A 16,201-nucleotide genomic window follows, 5' to 3' on the forward strand; every position below is an offset into this window, starting at 1 on the left:
TACTCCGATCGGAAGAGCGCGAGCCCGCCGCCGGCCAGTGCGGCGAGTGCCGGGGCGACGACGGCCGTGTAGTAGGCGTGGTTGCCGTTGGAGACGCCGAACAGGTGGCCGGTCGCGGTCAGCTCAGCGGGGAGGAGGCCGGCAGGTGCTGGTCGGAGGCCCAGGAGGCGAGGATGCGCAGTCGTTCGTGGGTGGGGGAGCCGGGGGCGGCGGTCCAGACGGTCAGGTTCTGGTCGGGGTCGGTGTTGGCGGTGAGGGTGTCCCAGTCCAGGACGAGTTCGCCGACGACCGGATGGTTCAGGGTCTTCGTGCCCACCGTGCGGGCGGCGACGCGGTGGTCGCCCCACCATTGGGCGAACTGCTTGTCCCGCATGGACAGTTCGCCGACGAGCTCGATCAGGCGAGGGTCCTGGGGATACTTCGCCGCTTCCATCCGCAGCTGGGCCACGGCAATGTGCGCCGAAGTCTTCCAGTCCGCGTACAGGGTGCGCATCACAGGTTCCGTGAAGATGATCCGGGGATAGTTGCGGTGCTTTTCCGGGATCTGGGAGAAGTCGGTGACCAGGGCGGCGGCCAGCGCGTTCCAGGCCAGAATGTCCCCGCGGCGGCCCTGCTGCGCGGGCCGCGTCGGCTGGTGTACCTCAGCAGCAGCTCACACTTCGGCGGGCATCCCTCGCTGAACGGGGTCGACTGGCGAGGCTTGAGCGCGGGCTCGTATTCCGACAGCAAGCTGTTCGTCACGGCCCTCGCGGCCGCCGTGGCCCGCTTGCGCCCCGGCGTGCTGAGCAATGCCGTGGACCCGGGCTGGGTGCCGACGAAGATGGGTGGGCCGAGCGCGCCGGACGATCTGGAACTCGGCCATCGCACGCAGGAGTGGCTCGCGACGAGCGACGATTCCGAAGCGCTGACCACCGGTGGGTACTGGTACCACCGTCAGCGGCAGCAGCCCCACCGCGCCGTTCACGACGAGGGGTTTCAGGACCGCCTCCTGCAGACGCTGGCCGAGGAGACGGGCACCGCGTTGTGAGCGGTGAGGGGGTGCCCGTCGGCCGCCCCGGCCGCCGCATGCGCGAGTGACGGCGCCACGTGCGTGAGGAAGCCTCCCGGCAGGTGCCGGGAGGCTTCCTCACGTTCTCTCTGGGCCCGGGCCGGTGGACGCCGTTTGCGTCCATAGTCTGTGGTCCATGTGCCGGTGATCGACACCGTGGTCGCGGGTGACGTCATCTACAACGAGATCCATTAAATGCTGGGCCTGTCGGGACCCGATGCCTGGCGCGAATGGAGCGCGAACGTGGGCCGCGTCGCGGCACTGAACCCGACCATGATCGCGGAGGGGGCACAAGAAGCCCGACTCCGACGACCGCGCCGTCGCCGAGATGATCGAGGGAACCCGGGGATACATCGCTGAATTCCACCAGGCCGCCCATGAGGCCACGAGTGCCACCGAACTGATCGACGTGATGCTCGCCCAGCATGGATCCCGCGGCAACCCGTGGACCCTGGAGTCCTCGGCACATGCCTGGTTCGCGCGCTGGGAAAACCAGCGTCCTGCGCCGTAAGTGCTCGCGCGGGTGGTCAGTACCGGAAGAGCGGAGTGATCTGGCCGTGCGGATCGAAGCGGCAGCCACACAAGCAGTTGGTGATACGCGCACCGGCCCGGACCCCTTGCCCTCCGGCGTCGGGGGACAAGATGGAACGTCTACCTCGCTGGCTGCCTGCAGCCCGCCTGGCTATCCGCTTGGGTAGGCGACATCGTCGGTGCGGGCCGGGGCGCACGTGCCGCCCTGACGCCCGGTGTGGGGCCGATCGGCGCTACGCCCCCGAGGCCGCGAAGGCTGCCCGGCAACGCCCCTGGCGGGACACCACCCCTGACGCTCTCCCAGTAACGGTTGGACGGAGAGACTCGCCTACGCGGACTCTTTGCATCCGTCAAGGGGGAATTTCCTCCCCCTCACAGAACGGATATCCGGTGCGAGGCTGTACGGCGTCAGCACCCCCCGCGGCCAGTCGCGCCCGCTCCGGAAAGAGAAAGCCACCCACATGTCACCCCTGACCGACGACCGGTCCGCCAAGCTGCCTTTCGTCGTCCTGGTGCTGGCCGCCGGGACGTTTCTGATGGGCACCACCGAGTTCGTCATTGCGGGCCTGCTGCCCGAGATCGCGGATGATCTCGCTGTCAGTGTGTCTCACGCGGGGCTGCTGATCACGGGGTTCGCGGCAGGCATGATCGTCGGCGCACCGGTGATGGCGATCGCGACGCTGCGCCTGCCCCGGCGATCCACGCTGGTTCTCGCACTCACCGTCTTCGCCCTGGGCCATGTGATTGCGGCCCTCAGTCCGTCCTTCGCGGTCGTGCTCGCGGCCCGTGTGGTGACTGCACTGGCCACTGGTGCCTTCTGGTGCGTCGGCGCGGTCGTGGCCACGACCGCGGCAGGACCGGCAGCGACATCGCGGGCTTTGGGCCTGCTGCTCGGAGGCATGACCGTAGCCAACGTCGCCGGCGTACCGCTGGGCGCGTGGCTGGGGCAGATGTCCAACTGGCGGGCACCGTTCTGGGCGTTGGCCGCCCTCTCAGCCGGCGCCGCACTGGGCATCGGCCGTTTCATCCCCGACGAGGAGCAGCGCGAAGTGCGTTCTGTGCGCGCCGAGTTCGCCGCGCTGCGCCAGTCCCGCGTCTGGCTGGCGCTGAGCGCCATCGCGTTGCTCCTGGGAGGTGTCCTGGCGACCTACACCTACATCTCGCCCCTGCTCACCGAGCGGGCCGGGATTCCTACCGCGGCCGTGCCGCTGATCCTGACGAGCTACGGTGTGGGCGCCCTGCTGGGCACCATGGTCGGCGGGCGCCTGGGTGACCGTCGGCCGCTCGCCACGCTCATCACAGCTGCCGCCGCGAGCACGCTGGTTCTGCTCTTGCTGGTGCTCTTCTCCACAAGCGCCGTGGCGACGGTTGTCCTGGTGACGGTGATGGGGGCGACCGGTTTCGCCGCGACCCCGGTGCTCGGCGCTCTGGTCGTGCGCTTCGCCGGTTCCGCGCCCACACTCGCCTCCGCGCTGGCCAGTTCGTCGTCCAACGTGGGGATCGCCGTCGGCTCCTGGGTGGCAGGCATCGCCCTGGCCTCGCCGCTGGGGCAGGCCGGGCCGCCGCTGGTCGGCACGGTGACGGCCGCCCTGACCCTCGTACCGCTGACCGCGCTCGCGCTGATGCACGCCACCCGATCTGACGACCGCGCCGCCGCCGGCGGCCCCTCACGCGTGGTCGAGCCCGGGTGGGGTGACGAAGCCGCACTTACAGCTCCCCGTAGTGAGACTGCCGAAACAATCACCCCATGACCACCGCGACCACAGCCGAAGCCGAAGCCGAGGGCATCAGGTTGGGTGTGCCGGAGGGGCAGCCATCCTGGTCAGCCCGACGGGCACTGTGGGGCTGGGCCCGACCGGTGCTTCTCGGTGTGGCTGGCGCCACCGCCGTGGAGCCCGCGGGCCGTTCACGTCCGGGCGAGCACGACAAACCCCGCGCCGTGTGTGCACACCGGCGACGGTGCCCTGGTCGGCGCCACCGGAGTCTCCGCGGCGGCTTCGCCGGCCCCGCCGGCCGAGAAAGTCAGGGCCATCGTCAACGCTTGCAGCACAGCCGCTGATCAGTTCCTGCGAGGGGAGCTGGCTGCGCCGCCGGGTCGCGCCTGCTGGAGGGGCCACGTGTGCGGGCATCTCTGCCGCTGAACATGCGGCGGTCCAGGCCCGCCGTCCTGTTACGTGGGACGATCGGCTTCGTGAGCGGTGTGGCTTCGGCACGCGAGGAGACCGGATGGCAGGTTCTCTTCGGCGGTGATCGTTTCATCCCTGCCAGGTACTGCGTCGATGCCCTGGCGCAGGTGTGCGATCCGCTGCTCCTGGCCGGTCCGCAGCCTCGACCGGCCGGGAAAAAGGCGGAACAGCACGCGGCGTGGCCGTACCGGAGTCCGGCCGTAACGCCACGATCGTCGCCGAACTCGCCGCGACTGGCCGGTGCGACCACGGTGGTCAACTCTCGGAACCTGGAGTGGGTGTGAGCGGTGGCGAGTGAACTGGTGCTCGGTGTCGACGCGGGACACACCGTGACCAAGGCCGTTCTGTTCGACGCCACCGGGCGGCCGGTGGCGCAGGGCAGCTGCACGCTGCCGCTGTCCACCCCGCGCCCGTGCTGGGTCGAGCGGGACATGGACGACGTGTGGCGGACGACGCACCAGGCCATCGCCGCCTGTCTCGCCGAGGCCGGTCCGGACGCGGGGCGGGCTGTCGCCGCGGTGGGGGTGGCCGGGCACGGCGACGGACTGTATGCCGTCGACGAGCTCGGCCGGCCGGTGCGCGCCGCGATCGTGGCGATGGACACGCGCGCCGAACCCGTGCTGGAGGAGTGGCGGGGCACTCCGGTCTGGTCCCGTGCCCTGGACTTGTCGGGCACGGTGCCCTTCGCGGGCTCCCCGGCCGCCCTGCTGGCCTGGCTCGCCCGCCACGAACCAGGGGTGCTTCAGCGGGCGCGTTGGCTGTTGTCCTGCAAGGACTGGCTGCGCCTGCGGCTGACGGGCATGGCGGCCACCGATCCCACGGACGCCAGTGCCTCGTTCACCGACATGCGGCGGGGCGGCTACACGCCGGAACTGCTCGACCTGTACGGCCTCGGCGGCCTCGCCGGTCTGCTGCCACCCGTCCTGGCCTGCGACGCAGTAAGCGGAACCGTCACCCGCGAGGCCGCCGCGCTCACCGGGCTCACTGCGGGCACCCCGGTCGTGACGGGCGCCCATGACGTCGACGCCGCCGCGCTCGGGATCGGCGGCACGACACCGGGCGAACTGTGCCTGATCGCCGGGTCGTTCAGTATCAACCAAGTGGTCAGCGAGCGCCCGGTCGTCGATCCGCGCTGGCAGGTCCGTCACTTCGTCCGCCCGGGCCAGTGGATGACCATGTCCACCTCACCCGCCTCGGTGGCGAACCTCGAGTGGTTCCTGCGGGTGACAGGTGCGCCGGCCGACCAGCGGGACGGCGTCCACGAGGTGATCGGCCGCGAGGTCGAGGCACACCTGGACGGTCCGTCCGAGGTGCTGTTCCACCCGTTCGTCTACGGCTCCCCGCACCCGCATCCCACGTCCGGCACGTTCCTCGGACTGCGCGGCTGGCACGGTCGCGGACACCTGCTGCGGGCCCTGATGGAAGGCGTCGTGCTCAATCACCGCTGGCACGTCGACGCGTTGTGCTCGAAGCTGCCGATCAGCGATGCGGCGGTCCGGCTGACCGGCGGCGCCGCGCGCAACGAGGTGTGGAGCCAGATGTTCGCCGACGCTCTGCGGCGCCCGGTCGTAGTGACCGACGTGCCGGAGAGCGCCGCCCGGGGAGCGGCCCTCCTCGCGGCCACCGCCGTCGGACTGCTCGACGACGTGACGGACCCGCGTGCCACCCCCGCCGCACTCAGGCGCCACGAACCCCGCCCCGACCGGGTTGCCGTACTCGACGTGGCGTACCAGGTGTACCGGGAGGCGTTGGAGGCTCTCGGACCGGTCTGGGCCCGCCTGGACGCGCTCAAGACCGCGCAGTGAGAACGAGGACCTACGTCGGGTTCGGCAAGCCGTCGCGACGGTACGGCGGCTGCGCGCCGGCGCGGGTGCAGATGTCGGCCGCGATCTCCACGGCGTACGACAGCAACTGGGCGAGCTCGCCGGCCGCTAGTCCAGGCATTTTCCTCCGGCGGAGCCGGGAAGAAGCCCCCGCTCCAGGCCATCACATCGGTCAGGTTGAGCGCGGCCGCTGGTCGATGTCTGCCGTCCGCGCACCGCGGAACGGGCTGCCGTGCGGGTCGTCGTGACAAGCACGGCAGCAGGCGCCGCCCTCCACCGCCTGACCGACGCCTCCGGTGAGATCAGCTACCTCGCTGGAGGAGATCGGCAGGGGCGGCACCGCCCTGGGAGGCCATCCACGAGGCCAGCAGGCGCAGGGCTCCTTCGGAGGGTGAGCCGGGTTCGGCGCTGTAGATGAGGAGGGTGAGGCCGGGTTCGTCGTCCACGGCCGAGCCGTGCCAGGCCAGCGTGAGCTCGCCGACGACCGGGTGGTGGAAGCGTTTGACGCCGGTGCCGTGACGGCGCACGTTGTGGGAGCCCCAGCGGGTACGGAAGGCGTCACTGCGCGTGGACAGCTCGCCCACCAGATCGTGGAGGTCCTTGTCGTGCGGGTTGCGGCCGGCCTCGGTGCGCAGCACGTCCACGGTCATGTCGGCGATGAGGTCCCAGTCCGGGTAGAAGCGGCGGGCCGCCGGGTCCAGGAACTGGAAGCGGGCCATGTTCGGCGGCGTCGTGCCACTGTCGTAGAGGTCGGCGAAGAAGACGCGGGCAAGCCGGTTGGCGGCGAGCAGGTCCAGGCGGCCGTTGGTCACAAACGCGGGTCCGGCGGTGACGGCGTCCAGGGTCCACTGCAGGCTCTTGGGCAGGGCGGCCCGCTGCCGGCTGGAACGTGACCGAGGGCGGGCCAGTGTGTCGGAGCCTTCCTGGGCCTGGGCCAGGTGAAGCAGGTGCGCCCGTTCGACCTCGTCCAACTGGAGCGCGCGGGCGACCGATTCGAGCACCGCGGGGGAGACACCGGCCAGGTTGCCGCGCTCCAGCTTGCCGTAGTAGTCGACGCTGACGTCGGCCAGCGTGGCGACCTCGCTGCGGCGCAGTCCGGGCACGCGGCGCCGGGTGCCGGCCGGCAGCCCCGCCCGCTCCGGGGTGATCTTGGCTCTGCGCGAGGTGAGGAACTCGCGGACTTCGTCACGGTTGTCCACACCTCTGACCGTACGCCGTCCGTCCGGCCGTAAGGGTGTACTGCCAGTACATGGTTCAACAGCCACTGGTTGCCCGCGCGAAACGAGGGTTCCCTGGATGACGTGGCACTCAGCCAGCCAGCCAGCCAGCCAGCCCGGCCGTCCGGCGTGGCCGGTCCCTCCGTACGCAAGGAGCAACCCCCATGCGCGGTGTCGTGATGCACGCCCCCGGTGACTTCCGGGTGGAGGAGCGCAAAGACCCGACGATCTTGAAGCCCACGGACGCGGTCATCCGCGTGGTGGCGGCCTGTGTATGCGGCTCGGACCTCTGGCCCTACCGCGGGGCCGAGCCCTTCGAGGCACGCTCCCCGATCGGACACGAGTACGTGGGCATCGTGGAGGAGGTCGGCAGCGCCGTCACCACCGTAAAGCCCGGTCAGTTCGTCGTCGGCGGCTTCTCCACCTCGGACAACACCTGCGCCAACTGCCGTGCCGGCTACCAGACCGCCTGCGTCCAGCGCGAGTGGATGAACGAGATGGGCGCCCAGGCGGAGCGGCTGCGCGTCCCGCTCGCCGACGGCACCCTCGTCGCCACCCCGGGCACCCCGGACGAGGACTTGATCCCGAGTCTGCTGACCGCTTCCGATGTGCTGGGCACCGGCTGGTTCGCAGCTGTCGCAGCCCAGGCCGGTCCCGGCAGGACGGTCGCCGTGGTCGGTGACGGCGCGGTCGGCCTGCTCGGCGTGCTCGCCGCTCGGCAGCTCGGTGCGGAGCGGGTCATCGCCGTGAGCCGCCACGCCTCCCGGCAGAAGCTGGCCCTGGACTTCGGCGCGACCGACATCGTCACCAAGCGCGGTGACGCGGGCGTCGAGAGGATCAAGGAGCTGACCGACGGCCGGGGCGCGCACTCGGTCATCGAGGCGGTCGGCACCCAGGAGTCCATGCTCCAGGCGATCCGCTCCACCCGCCCGGGCGGCCACATCGGTTACGTCGGAGTGTCCCACGACGTGACGTTGGACGGCCAGGAACTGTTCTTCTCGCACGCCCACCTGCACGGCGGCCCGGCCCCGGTCCGCCAGTTCCTGCCGCTGCTGATCGACCTGATCTGGACCCGGCAGATCGACCCGGGCAAGGTCTTCGACCTCACCCTCCCTCTGGAGCAGGCCGCCGACGCCTACCAGGCGATGGACGAACGCCGCGCCATCAAGGTCCTGCTCAAGCCCTGACCAGCCACCACAACCCAGAGCATCCGCGGCTCCGGCAACAACCTGCGACGACCTCAGCCCCTCCGGGTGCCGAGTCCCTTGCTCGTCCGAACCGCGGCCCGGGGGCATGCCTTGCGAATGGATGGTAGGCGCATGAGTGACGAGATGAGATACGGGCACTTGGGCCGCTCCGGTCTGCTGGTCAGCCGGATCGGCCTCGGGACGATGGACTTCGGTTTTACCGTGGACGAATCGACCAGTTTCGCGGTCATGGACACCGCCGTCGATGCGGGTGTCAATCTCTTCGATACCGCCGACGTCTACGGCGGCCCGCAATCAGCGGACATGGTCAAGGGATACGGCGTCTCGGAAGAGACCATCGGCCGGTGGCTGAAGCGCAGCGGGCGCCGCGACGAGATCGTCCTGGCCACGAAGGTGTACCAGCCGATGGGCGGGGGCCCGAACGACCGCCGGCTGTCCGCCTACCACATCCGGCGTGCATGCGAGGCGAGCCTGCGGCGCCTCCAGACCGACCACATCGACCTCTACCAGATGCACCACATCGACCGGGCCACGCCGTGGGAGGAGATCTGGCAGGCGATGGAGCAGCTGGTACGTGAGGGCAAGGTCAGCTACGTCGGCAGCAGCAACTTCGCCGGCTGGGACGTGGCCCTCGCCCAATCGGCCGCCACGGCACGGCACTTCCTGGGCCTGACCTCCGAACAGAGCCTGTACAACCTCGCCGTACGGGCCGTGGAACGCGAACTCGTCCCCGCACTGCGCCACCTCGGCATCGGCCTGATCCCCTACAGCCCGCTGCACGCCGGCCTGCTCACGGGCGCACTCGAGTCCGGCGCCGAGGGTCGCATCCGGGACGAGTCGATGCTTCGGCGCATCGACGCGCACCGCGACCAACTCGAAGCGTACGAAGAGCTGTGCCGGGAGTTGGGCGCCAAGCCGGCGCACGTGGCGCTGGCCTGGGTGCTGCACAACCCTGCCGTCTCCACCACGGTCACCGGAGCGACGACGAGCGAGCTACTACGGTCCAACCTGAGCGCACTGTCCGTACAACTCGACGCCGAGACCGTGGAAAGCCTCGACCGCATCTGGCCGGGTCCGGGGGAAGCCCCGCAGGCGTATGCCTGGTGAAGCCGGCCCCGGGCCGTCCGGCATCCCAGGCCGCCGTACTGCCGCCTTGCCGAGCTCTTCCGGGGGGCGACCCGCCGATGGCGTGGATCGCTGGGACCTCAGCCCTGACCACCACTCCGACCACCGCGCCGACATCCGGGACTTCCTCGTCGGCCGACGCGCCAGGATCACCCCGGAGCAGGTCGGACTGCCCGTCAGCGGCCCACGACGGGTGCCCGGGCTGCGGCGCGAGGAGGTCGCGCAGCTCGCGTCCATCAGCACCGACTACTACACCCGGGTCGAGCAGGGGCGCATGCGGGCGTCCGTCCCCGTGCTGGAAGCGGTCGCCCGGGCCCTGCAACTGGACGAGGACGAGCGCAGGTACCTGCTCGACCTGGCCCAAGCCGCCGGTCCCGCCCGGCGTGCAGCTCGCCGCCGCGGGGATGCCGAGGTGCCGCCCTCCGTCCAGTGGATGCTCGATTCCATGACGAAGTCGTCGTCCTTCGTACGGAACGCCGCATGGATGTCATCGCCCATAACGCGCTGTTCCGTGCTCTGCACGCGCCGATGTTCGACAGCGACACCAGCAATCGACGCGGCCGGCCGAACATCGCCCGCTACCTCTTCCTCGATCCAGGCTCAGCCGATTTATTCGTCGACGGGGAGGCCGCAGCCGTGACCACCGTCGCGTTGATGCGCGCCGAAGCCGGGCGTGAACCCCGCGATCAGGCCCTGCGCGAACTCATCGGCGAACTGGCCACGCTCAGCATCCAGTTCCGCACCCAGTGGGCCGCCCACCACGTCCGCATCCGTCACTACGGCATCAAGCGGCTGCACCACCCCGACGTCGGCCGCCTGGAGCTGGCGTACCGATCCATGGACCTGCCCCTGTCTGACCGTGCCGTGTACGACCTGACTGTCTATACCGCCGAGCCCGGCACCGCTTCCGAAGACCGGCTCAAGCTCCTCGCCAGTTGGACAGCTAAACAACCGTCGGCCACAGAGCCCACCCGACACGAGAGTCACTGAGACTGGTCGGCGAAGACTCCCACCGGCCGCCGCGGACATGTTCCCGATGATCGCCAAGTGCGCGGGGGCCGGCGCCGGCGGTGATGAAGGGGCGGGCGCTCGGTATCCCGGACGGCCGCCCACGTCAGCAACCGAAGGTTACGGCGTGACCTTCTCGATCAGGACGGTGCCGACGCCCGCGGCCGTGCCCCGCGCGTTCACCAGCCGCACCTGTCCGACCAGGTCGCGGCCGTCGGGTCCGGTACCCGCAGGGGCGACGTTGAGGCAGGAGCCGCCCGGACGCGGTTGGAATGCCGCGGCACCCTCCGGCCGTGCGGGCGGGGGTGAGGTCCACCAGCGCGTCGCCGGCGACGACGGCAGGCTGGTCTGCGGGTTCAGGTCTGGCGCTCATATGGGTTCCTCGGGGACGGCGGCTGCGAGGTCGAGGGCTGGGGGCTGGGCTGTTCGGGGAGTCTCGTAGCCCTCAGGGACCGCTTGACGATAAGTCTGAAGAGAATTTCTCGCAAGATGTGTTAACAACGGCGCAGTCTCCTGCTAATAATTCGGCCATCGAAACGCGCCCGACTCCCCAAGGACGCATCCACACCCCTGCTTGACCCGCCGTGCCTCAGTCGAGGTCCCGGCGAACCTGCACGAGAGGCCCCCGCCACATGGCATCGACCAGATACGCCCTCATAGCCGGCGTCGCCGCCACCGCCCTGCTCGCCACCGCCTGCTCCGGAGCCGGAGCAGGCGGGTCCTCGAGCGGAGGGAAGAGCATCAACGTCCTGATGGTCGGCAACCCGCAGATGGAGGACATCGCGAAGCTGACCAAGGACAACTTCACCAAGGACACCGGGATCAAGGTCAACTTCACGATCCTTCCCGAGAACGAGCTGCGCGACAAAGTCACCCAGGACATCGCCACTCAGGCCGGCCAGTACGACGTCGCCACCATCGGCGCCTACGAGGTACCCATCTGGGAGAAGAACGGCTGGCTGCACGACCTGGGCTCCTACACCGACCAGGACAAGGGCTTCGACAAGGCCGACCTGCTCAAGCCGATGGTCCAGTCGCTCACGGGCTCGGATGGCAAGCTCTACGCCCTGCCCTTCTACGGCGAGTCCTCGATGCTCATGTACAACAAGGACGTCATGAAGGCGAAGGGCGTCACGGTGCCCGAGCACCCGACCTGGCAGCAGATCGCCGACATCGCGGCCAAGGTCGACGGCGCCGAGCCGGGGATGAAGGGCATCTGCCTGCGCGGTCTGGCCGGCTGGGGGGAGCTGGGTGCGCCGCTGACGTCCATGGTCAACACCTTCGGCGGCACCTGGTTCACCAAGGACTGGAAGGCCCAGGTCAACAGTGGCGGCTTCAAGGAGGCCACCAAGTTCTACGTCGACCTGGTCCGCGAGCACGGTGAGGCCGGCGCCCCGCAGGCCGGGTTCACCGAGTGCCTGAACGCACTGAGCCAGAAGAAGGTCGCGATGTGGTACGACGCGACCAGCGCGGCTGGCTCGCTGGAGGACCCGAGCGCCAGCAAGATCGCCGGCCATGTCGGCTACGCCTACGCACCGACCGTCAAGACGGACAGCAGCGGCTGGCTGTGGGCCTGGTCGTGGGCCATGCCCAAGACGACCAAGAAGGCCGACGCGGCCTCGCAGTTCATGCTGTGGGCCTCCAGCAAGAAGTACGAGAACCTCGTCGGCGAGAAGCTCGGCTGGGCGCGCGTCCCCGCCGGCAAGCGGGCCAGCACGTACGAGATCCCTCAGTACAAGGAGGCCGCAGCCTCGTTCGGTGACATCACCCTGAAGTCCATCGAGGGAGCCGACCCGGCCAGCCCGGGCGTCCAGCCCCGGCCGACCGTGGGCATCCAGTACGTGGCCATCCCCGAGTTCCAGGACCTGGGCACCAAGGTGACCCAGGAGATCTCGGCCGCCATCGCCGGCAAGACCAGCGTGGACAAGGCGCTCGACGACGGCCAGAAGCTTGCCGAGGACGTCGCCAAGACCTACCAGAAGTGACCTTCAGCGCCCGGTCGGCCCGTGAGTCGGCCGGGCGCCGCTTCCCCAACCCCGGCCTTCACCGGCAGAGGAACCATTCATGACCACGCTCACCGCACCCCCCAAGACACCATCCCCACCCGTCCGTACCCGGAGGTCTTCGGGCGCGGCGGCCAGGTGGAAGCGCCGCATCCCGCTGCTGCCGGCGCTGATCTTCACCATCGTCGTCACGCAGCTGCCCTTTGTGGCCACGTTGATCATCTCCACGTTCCAGTGGAACATCCTCAAGCCGGGCGAGAGGCACTTCGTCGGTCTGTCCAACTTCTCGTTCGTCTTCACCGACCAGCGGCTGCGCACGGCTGTGCTCAACACCGTCGTGCTCACCGCCTCGGTGGTGGTCATCAGCGTGATCCTCGGACTCGGCCTGGCCATGCTCCTCGACCGCCGGTTCGCCGGCCGCGGGCTGGCGCGCACCCTGCTCATCGCCCCGTTCCTGGTCATGCCGGTCGCGGCGGCGCTTTTGTGGAAGCACGCCATCTACAACCCCGACTACGGCCTGCTCAACGGCACCCTCAACGCCGTATACAGGTTCTTCGGAGCGGACAACGGCCCCACGGTCGACTGGATCTCCTCCTACCCGATGCCCGCCGTCGTGATCTCGCTGGTTTGGCAGTGGACCCCGTTCATGATGCTGATCCTCCTGGCCGGCCTCCAGGCGCAGCCCGGAGACGTCCTGGAGGCAGCCCGAATGGACGGCGCCTCCGCACTGCAGACCTTCCGCCACATCACCCTTCCGCACCTGCGCCAGTACATCGAGCTGGGCGTCCTGCTCGGCACGATCTACGTCGTGCAGACCTTCGACGCGGTCTTCACCATCACCCAGGGCGGCCCCGGCTCCCAGACCACCAACCTGCCCTACGAGATCTACCTGACCATGTTCCGCAAGTACGAGTACGGCGAGGCAGCCGCCGCCGGTGTCGTCGTCGTCCTCGGCGCGTTCGTCATCGCGACCTTCGCGCTGCGCACCATCGCGTCGCTGTTCCGCGAGGAGACATCCCGATGACCCACGCCGCAGCCACCGCCCCCGGGGCGAGGTTCAAAAAGCTCCTCCGTGGCAAGGACGACCCCAACTCCCCACGCCTGTCGCCGCTGTGGACGTTCGTCGCCTGGCTGGCCACCCTGGCGTTCTTCGCGCCGGTGGCGTGGATGGTGCTCACCTCCTTCCACCAGGAGGCGGACGCGGCGACCAACCCGCCCACCCCGTTTGCGCCGCTCACCTTCGACCAGTACAAGCTGCTGTTCAGCCGGGACATCACCCCGTTCCTCCTCAACTCGGCCATGGCCAGCATCCTTTCGACGCTGCTGGTCCTCGCCCTGGCGGTACCGGCGGCCTACGCCCTGTCCATCAAGCCGGTCGAGAAGTGGACCGACGTGATGTTCTTCTTCCTGTCCACCAAGTTCCTCCCCGCCATTGCCGCCCTCCTGCCGGTGTACCTGATCGTCAAGGACGCCGGGATGCTGGACAACGTGTGGACGCTGGTCATCCTCTACACCGCCATGAACCTCCCGATCGCGGTGTGGATGATGCGCTCCTTCCTCGCCGAGGTCCCCAAGGAGATCCTGGAGGCGGCCGAGGTCGACGGCGCGGGCCTGCTGACCGTGCTGTGGCGGGTCGTCGCGCCGGTCGCCATGCCGGGACTCGCCGCCACCTCGCTGATCTGCTTCATCTTCAGCTGGAACGAGTTCATGTTCGCCGTCAACCTCACCGCCACGCAGGCGTCCACCGCGCCGGTGTTCCTGGTCGGCTTCATCACCAACGAGGGGCTGTTCCTGGCCCGGCTGTGCGCGGCGGCCACCCTGGTCTCCCTGCCCGTCCTCATCGCCGGTTTCGCCGCCCAGGACAAGCTCGTCCGCGGCCTCTCCCTGGGAGCGGTGAAGTGAGAGCGGCCGTCATCACCCAGCCCGGCAGTATCGAGATCGCCACCGTCGACGACCCCACCCCCGGCCCGCGCGAGGTCGTCGTCGAGGTCGCGGCCACCGGGCTGTGCGGCACAGATCTGCACATCCTCCAGGGGGAGTTCGCCCCGAAACTGCCCATCATCCCCGGCCATGAGTTCGCCGGGGAGGTCGTGGGCCGCGGCAGCGAGGTCACCGAACTCGCGCTCGGCGACCAGGTCGCCGTAGACCCGTCGCTGTACTGCTTCGAGTGCCACTACTGCCGCCTCGGCCACAACAACCTCTGCGAACGCTGGGCCGCCATCGGCGTCACCCACCCGGGTGCCGCCGCCGAGTTCGCCGTGGCGCCCGCCGCCAACTGCGTACGACTGCCCGATCACGTGGACGTCCAGGACGCGGCCCTGATCGAGCCGCTGTCCTGTGCGGTGCGCGGCTACGACGTCCTGCGCAGCCGCCTCGCCTCCCGCGTGCTCGTCTACGGCGCCGGAACCATGGGCCTGATGATGCTCCAGCTCGCCAAGGCCACAGGCGCCGCGAGCGTCGACGTCGTCGACCTCAACGCCGAACGCCTGGCAACGGCTTGGCAGTTGGGCTGCTCCGCCGGTGCCGCGTCCGCCGACGAGCTCGACCCGCCGCCCTATGGCTGGGATCTGGTCGTCGACGCCACCGGCAACGCGAAAGCCATCCAGGACGCCCTCGGCCGGGTGGGCAAAGGCGGCACGTACCTGCAGTTCGGGGTCGCCGACTACGCCGCCCGGGCCACCATCGAGCCGTACAGGATCTACAACCAGGAGATCACGATCACCGGGTCCATGGCCGGGCTGCACAGCTTCGAACGCGCTGCGGACCTCTTCGCCACCGGTGTCATCGACCCGCGCGTCTTCATCAGTGACCGCCTCCCGCTGACGGCGTTCCCGGACGCAGTCGCCCGCTTCCAGGCAGGCATCGGCCGCAAGATCCAGGTCCAGCCCGGCCTCGCCACCGCGTGAACGCCCGAACCGAACGGAATCCCCACATGCCCGAGCAGATCCGCCGTGTTCTCGTCCACTCCCTCGAAGACATCACGATCGAGGAGGTGCCCGCCCCCGTCCCCAGGGACGACGAACTCCTCATACGCACCACGGTCGTCGGCGTATGCGGCTCCGACACCCATGCCGCGGCCGGCCACCACCCCTTCGTCGACCTGCCCTACCGTCCCGGACACGAGGCGGTGGGCGTCGTCGCCGTGGCAGGAAGGGGAGCCGAGGACTTCGCGCCCGGAGACCGGGTGATCATCGAGCCCAACCTGTACTGCGGCCGCTGCCCCCAGTGCCGCTCCGGCCGTTACAACATCTGTCAGGAGCTGAAGGTCTTCGGCTGCCAGACGCCCGGTGCCATGGCCGATCTGTTCACCATCCCGGCCGACCGCGTCCACCGCATCCCCGACGGCATGACCGACATCGAGGCCGCCCTCGTCGAACCCCTGGCCACCCCGGTGCACGCCGTGGCGAAGGCCGGTGACCTCACCGGACGCACGGTCGTCGTGCTCGGCGCCGGGCCCATCGGTCTGCTCGTCCTCGCCGCCGCCCGGCACGCGGGCGCCGCGAAGATCGCCATCACCGACCTGTTGCCGGGCAAGCGGGACCGCGCCCTGCGTCTGGGAGCCGACACGGCCCTGCCCGCCGACGCCACCGATCTCGCCGACCAGGCCCATGCGGCGCTCGGCGGACCGGCCGACGTGGTCTTCGACTGCGTGGCGCGCGAACAGTCCATCACCCAGGCCACCGACCTGGTCACCAAGGGCGGCACGATCATCGTCGTCGGCGTCGGAGCAGCGGGGCCCACCCCTGTCCGCCTCGACCTGGTGCAGGACCGGGAGATCCGCATCGAGGGCACCCTGATGTACACCGGAGACGACTACCGCACCGCCATGTCCCTGATCGCGTCCGGCGCCATCGACACCGCCGAGATCGTCACCGCCACCTACCCGCTTCAGGACGCCGCCAAGGCTTTCGCCGCATCCGTCGACCCCGAGCAGGTCAAGGTGCTGGTCACGGTGGACGGAGCGTAGCCCCGGCCACGCAGGCAGGGATGCAGACATGGACGCAGATGCGCAGCCCGTCGTACGCAGCAGCCGTCGCACGAACGGCCCGAGG

Annotated in this window: 13 protein-coding genes and 2 pseudogenes; 12 read left to right on the forward strand and 3 right to left on the reverse strand. The window is 69.6% G+C overall.

Annotated features, from left to right (window positions below):
• Nucleotides 1–118: 118 nt before the first annotated feature.
• Nucleotides 119–613: pseudogene (locus tag ABZT06_RS45510) on the reverse strand (transcriptional regulator); the annotation flags it as partial.
• Here ABZT06_RS45510 and ABZT06_RS45515 point away from each other — a divergent pair.
• From ABZT06_RS45515 to ABZT06_RS45530, 4 genes are all read left to right on the forward strand, one after another.
• Nucleotides 530–1,027: a hypothetical protein gene (locus tag ABZT06_RS45515; RefSeq protein ID WP_355754662.1), complete on the forward strand. Its 498-nt coding sequence runs from the start codon at nt 530–532 to the stop codon at nt 1,025–1,027. The pseudogene ABZT06_RS45510 and the gene ABZT06_RS45515 sit on opposite strands and share 84 nt — an antisense overlap.
• A 349-nt stretch (nt 1,028–1,376) precedes the next feature.
• Entirely contained in the window at nt 1,377–1,559 is a 183-nt protein-coding gene (locus tag ABZT06_RS45520) for a hypothetical protein (protein WP_355754664.1), read from the forward strand.
• Nucleotides 1,560–2,040: 481 nt separating this feature from the next.
• The gene (locus ABZT06_RS45525) at nt 2,041–3,330 is read left to right on the forward strand and encodes an MFS transporter (protein ID WP_355754667.1); all 1,290 of its coding nucleotides are present in this window, start codon (nt 2,041–2,043) and stop codon (nt 3,328–3,330) included.
• A 722-nt stretch (nt 3,331–4,052) separates the two neighbouring features.
• Nucleotides 4,053–5,570, forward strand: a complete 1,518-nt coding sequence (locus ABZT06_RS45530) for an FGGY-family carbohydrate kinase (RefSeq protein ID WP_355754669.1) — start codon at nt 4,053–4,055, stop codon at nt 5,568–5,570.
• Between the two features lie 10 nt (nt 5,571–5,580).
• Here the strand turns inward: ABZT06_RS45530 and ABZT06_RS45535 are convergent, their stop codons facing one another.
• Nucleotides 5,581–5,709, reverse strand: a complete 129-nt coding sequence (locus ABZT06_RS45535; protein WP_355754671.1) for a hypothetical protein — start codon at nt 5,707–5,709, stop codon at nt 5,581–5,583.
• Between the two features lie 181 nt (nt 5,710–5,890).
• Nucleotides 5,891–6,787 carry a helix-turn-helix transcriptional regulator gene (locus tag ABZT06_RS45540; protein WP_355754673.1) on the reverse strand — a complete coding sequence of 299 codons (897 nt, stop codon included), beginning with the start codon at nt 6,785–6,787 and terminating at the stop codon, nt 5,891–5,893.
• Nucleotides 6,788–6,969: 182 nt separating this feature from the next.
• Between ABZT06_RS45540 and ABZT06_RS45545 the strand changes: the two genes are divergently transcribed.
• From ABZT06_RS45545 to ABZT06_RS45580, 8 genes and pseudogenes are all read left to right on the forward strand, one after another.
• Entirely contained in the window at nt 6,970–7,992 is a 1,023-nt protein-coding gene (locus tag ABZT06_RS45545; protein WP_355754675.1) for a zinc-dependent alcohol dehydrogenase family protein, read from the forward strand.
• A 132-nt stretch (nt 7,993–8,124) separates the two neighbouring features.
• Nucleotides 8,125–9,120, forward strand: coding sequence for an aldo/keto reductase (locus ABZT06_RS45550; RefSeq protein WP_355754677.1), 996 nt, complete (start codon nt 8,125–8,127; stop codon nt 9,118–9,120).
• 82 nt (nt 9,121–9,202) lie between these two features.
• Nucleotides 9,203–10,128, forward strand: a pseudogene (locus ABZT06_RS45555) (helix-turn-helix transcriptional regulator).
• A gap of 650 nt (nt 10,129–10,778) precedes the next feature.
• Nucleotides 10,779–12,131 carry a sugar ABC transporter substrate-binding protein gene (locus ABZT06_RS45560; RefSeq protein WP_355754679.1) on the forward strand — a complete coding sequence of 451 codons (1,353 nt, stop codon included), beginning with the start codon at nt 10,779–10,781 and terminating at the stop codon, nt 12,129–12,131.
• Between the two features lie 79 nt (nt 12,132–12,210).
• Nucleotides 12,211–13,173, forward strand: coding sequence for a sugar ABC transporter permease (locus ABZT06_RS45565; RefSeq protein WP_355754681.1), 963 nt, complete (start codon nt 12,211–12,213; stop codon nt 13,171–13,173).
• A complete protein-coding gene (locus tag ABZT06_RS45570; protein WP_355754682.1) occupies nt 13,170–14,051 on the forward strand; it encodes a carbohydrate ABC transporter permease in 882 nt (293 codons plus the stop codon). Before ABZT06_RS45565 ends, ABZT06_RS45570 begins: the two co-directional genes overlap by 4 nt.
• Complete coding sequence (locus tag ABZT06_RS45575; protein ID WP_355754684.1) at nt 14,048–15,055, forward strand: zinc-dependent alcohol dehydrogenase family protein; 1,008 nt, start codon at nt 14,048–14,050, stop codon at nt 15,053–15,055. The genes ABZT06_RS45570 and ABZT06_RS45575 overlap by 4 nt, the downstream gene beginning before the upstream one ends.
• 26 nt (nt 15,056–15,081) lie before the next feature.
• Nucleotides 15,082–16,116 (forward strand): alcohol dehydrogenase catalytic domain-containing protein, encoded by a 1,035-nt coding sequence (locus tag ABZT06_RS45580; RefSeq protein WP_355754686.1) that lies wholly within the window; start codon nt 15,082–15,084, stop codon nt 16,114–16,116.
• Nucleotides 16,117–16,201 lie beyond the last annotated feature (85 nt).

The organism is Streptomyces sp. NPDC005483 (assembly GCF_040606035.1).
Classification (GTDB): Bacteria; Actinomycetota; Actinomycetes; order Streptomycetales; family Streptomycetaceae; genus Streptomyces.

What these genes read in the sequence shown, in the direction of transcription:
- ABZT06_RS45520 (WP_355754664.1), top strand. Translation starts at nt 1,377, where the DNA reads ATGATCGAGGGAACCCGGGGATACATCGCTGAATTCCACCAGGCCGCC.
- ABZT06_RS45525 (WP_355754667.1), top strand. Translation starts at nt 2,041, where the DNA reads ATGTCACCCCTGACCGACGACCGGTCCGCCAAGCTGCCTTTCGTCGTC.
- ABZT06_RS45535 (WP_355754671.1), bottom strand. Translation starts at nt 5,709, where the DNA reads ATGCCTGGACTAGCGGCCGGCGAGCTCGCCCAGTTGCTGTCGTACGCC.
- ABZT06_RS45545 (WP_355754675.1), top strand. Translation starts at nt 6,970, where the DNA reads ATGCGCGGTGTCGTGATGCACGCCCCCGGTGACTTCCGGGTGGAGGAG.
- ABZT06_RS45550 (WP_355754677.1), top strand. Translation starts at nt 8,125, where the DNA reads ATGAGTGACGAGATGAGATACGGGCACTTGGGCCGCTCCGGTCTGCTG.
- ABZT06_RS45560 (WP_355754679.1), top strand. Translation starts at nt 10,779, where the DNA reads ATGGCATCGACCAGATACGCCCTCATAGCCGGCGTCGCCGCCACCGCC.
- ABZT06_RS45565 (WP_355754681.1), top strand. Translation starts at nt 12,211, where the DNA reads ATGACCACGCTCACCGCACCCCCCAAGACACCATCCCCACCCGTCCGT.
- ABZT06_RS45570 (WP_355754682.1), top strand. Translation starts at nt 13,170, where the DNA reads ATGACCCACGCCGCAGCCACCGCCCCCGGGGCGAGGTTCAAAAAGCTC.
- ABZT06_RS45580 (WP_355754686.1), top strand. Translation starts at nt 15,082, where the DNA reads ATGCCCGAGCAGATCCGCCGTGTTCTCGTCCACTCCCTCGAAGACATC.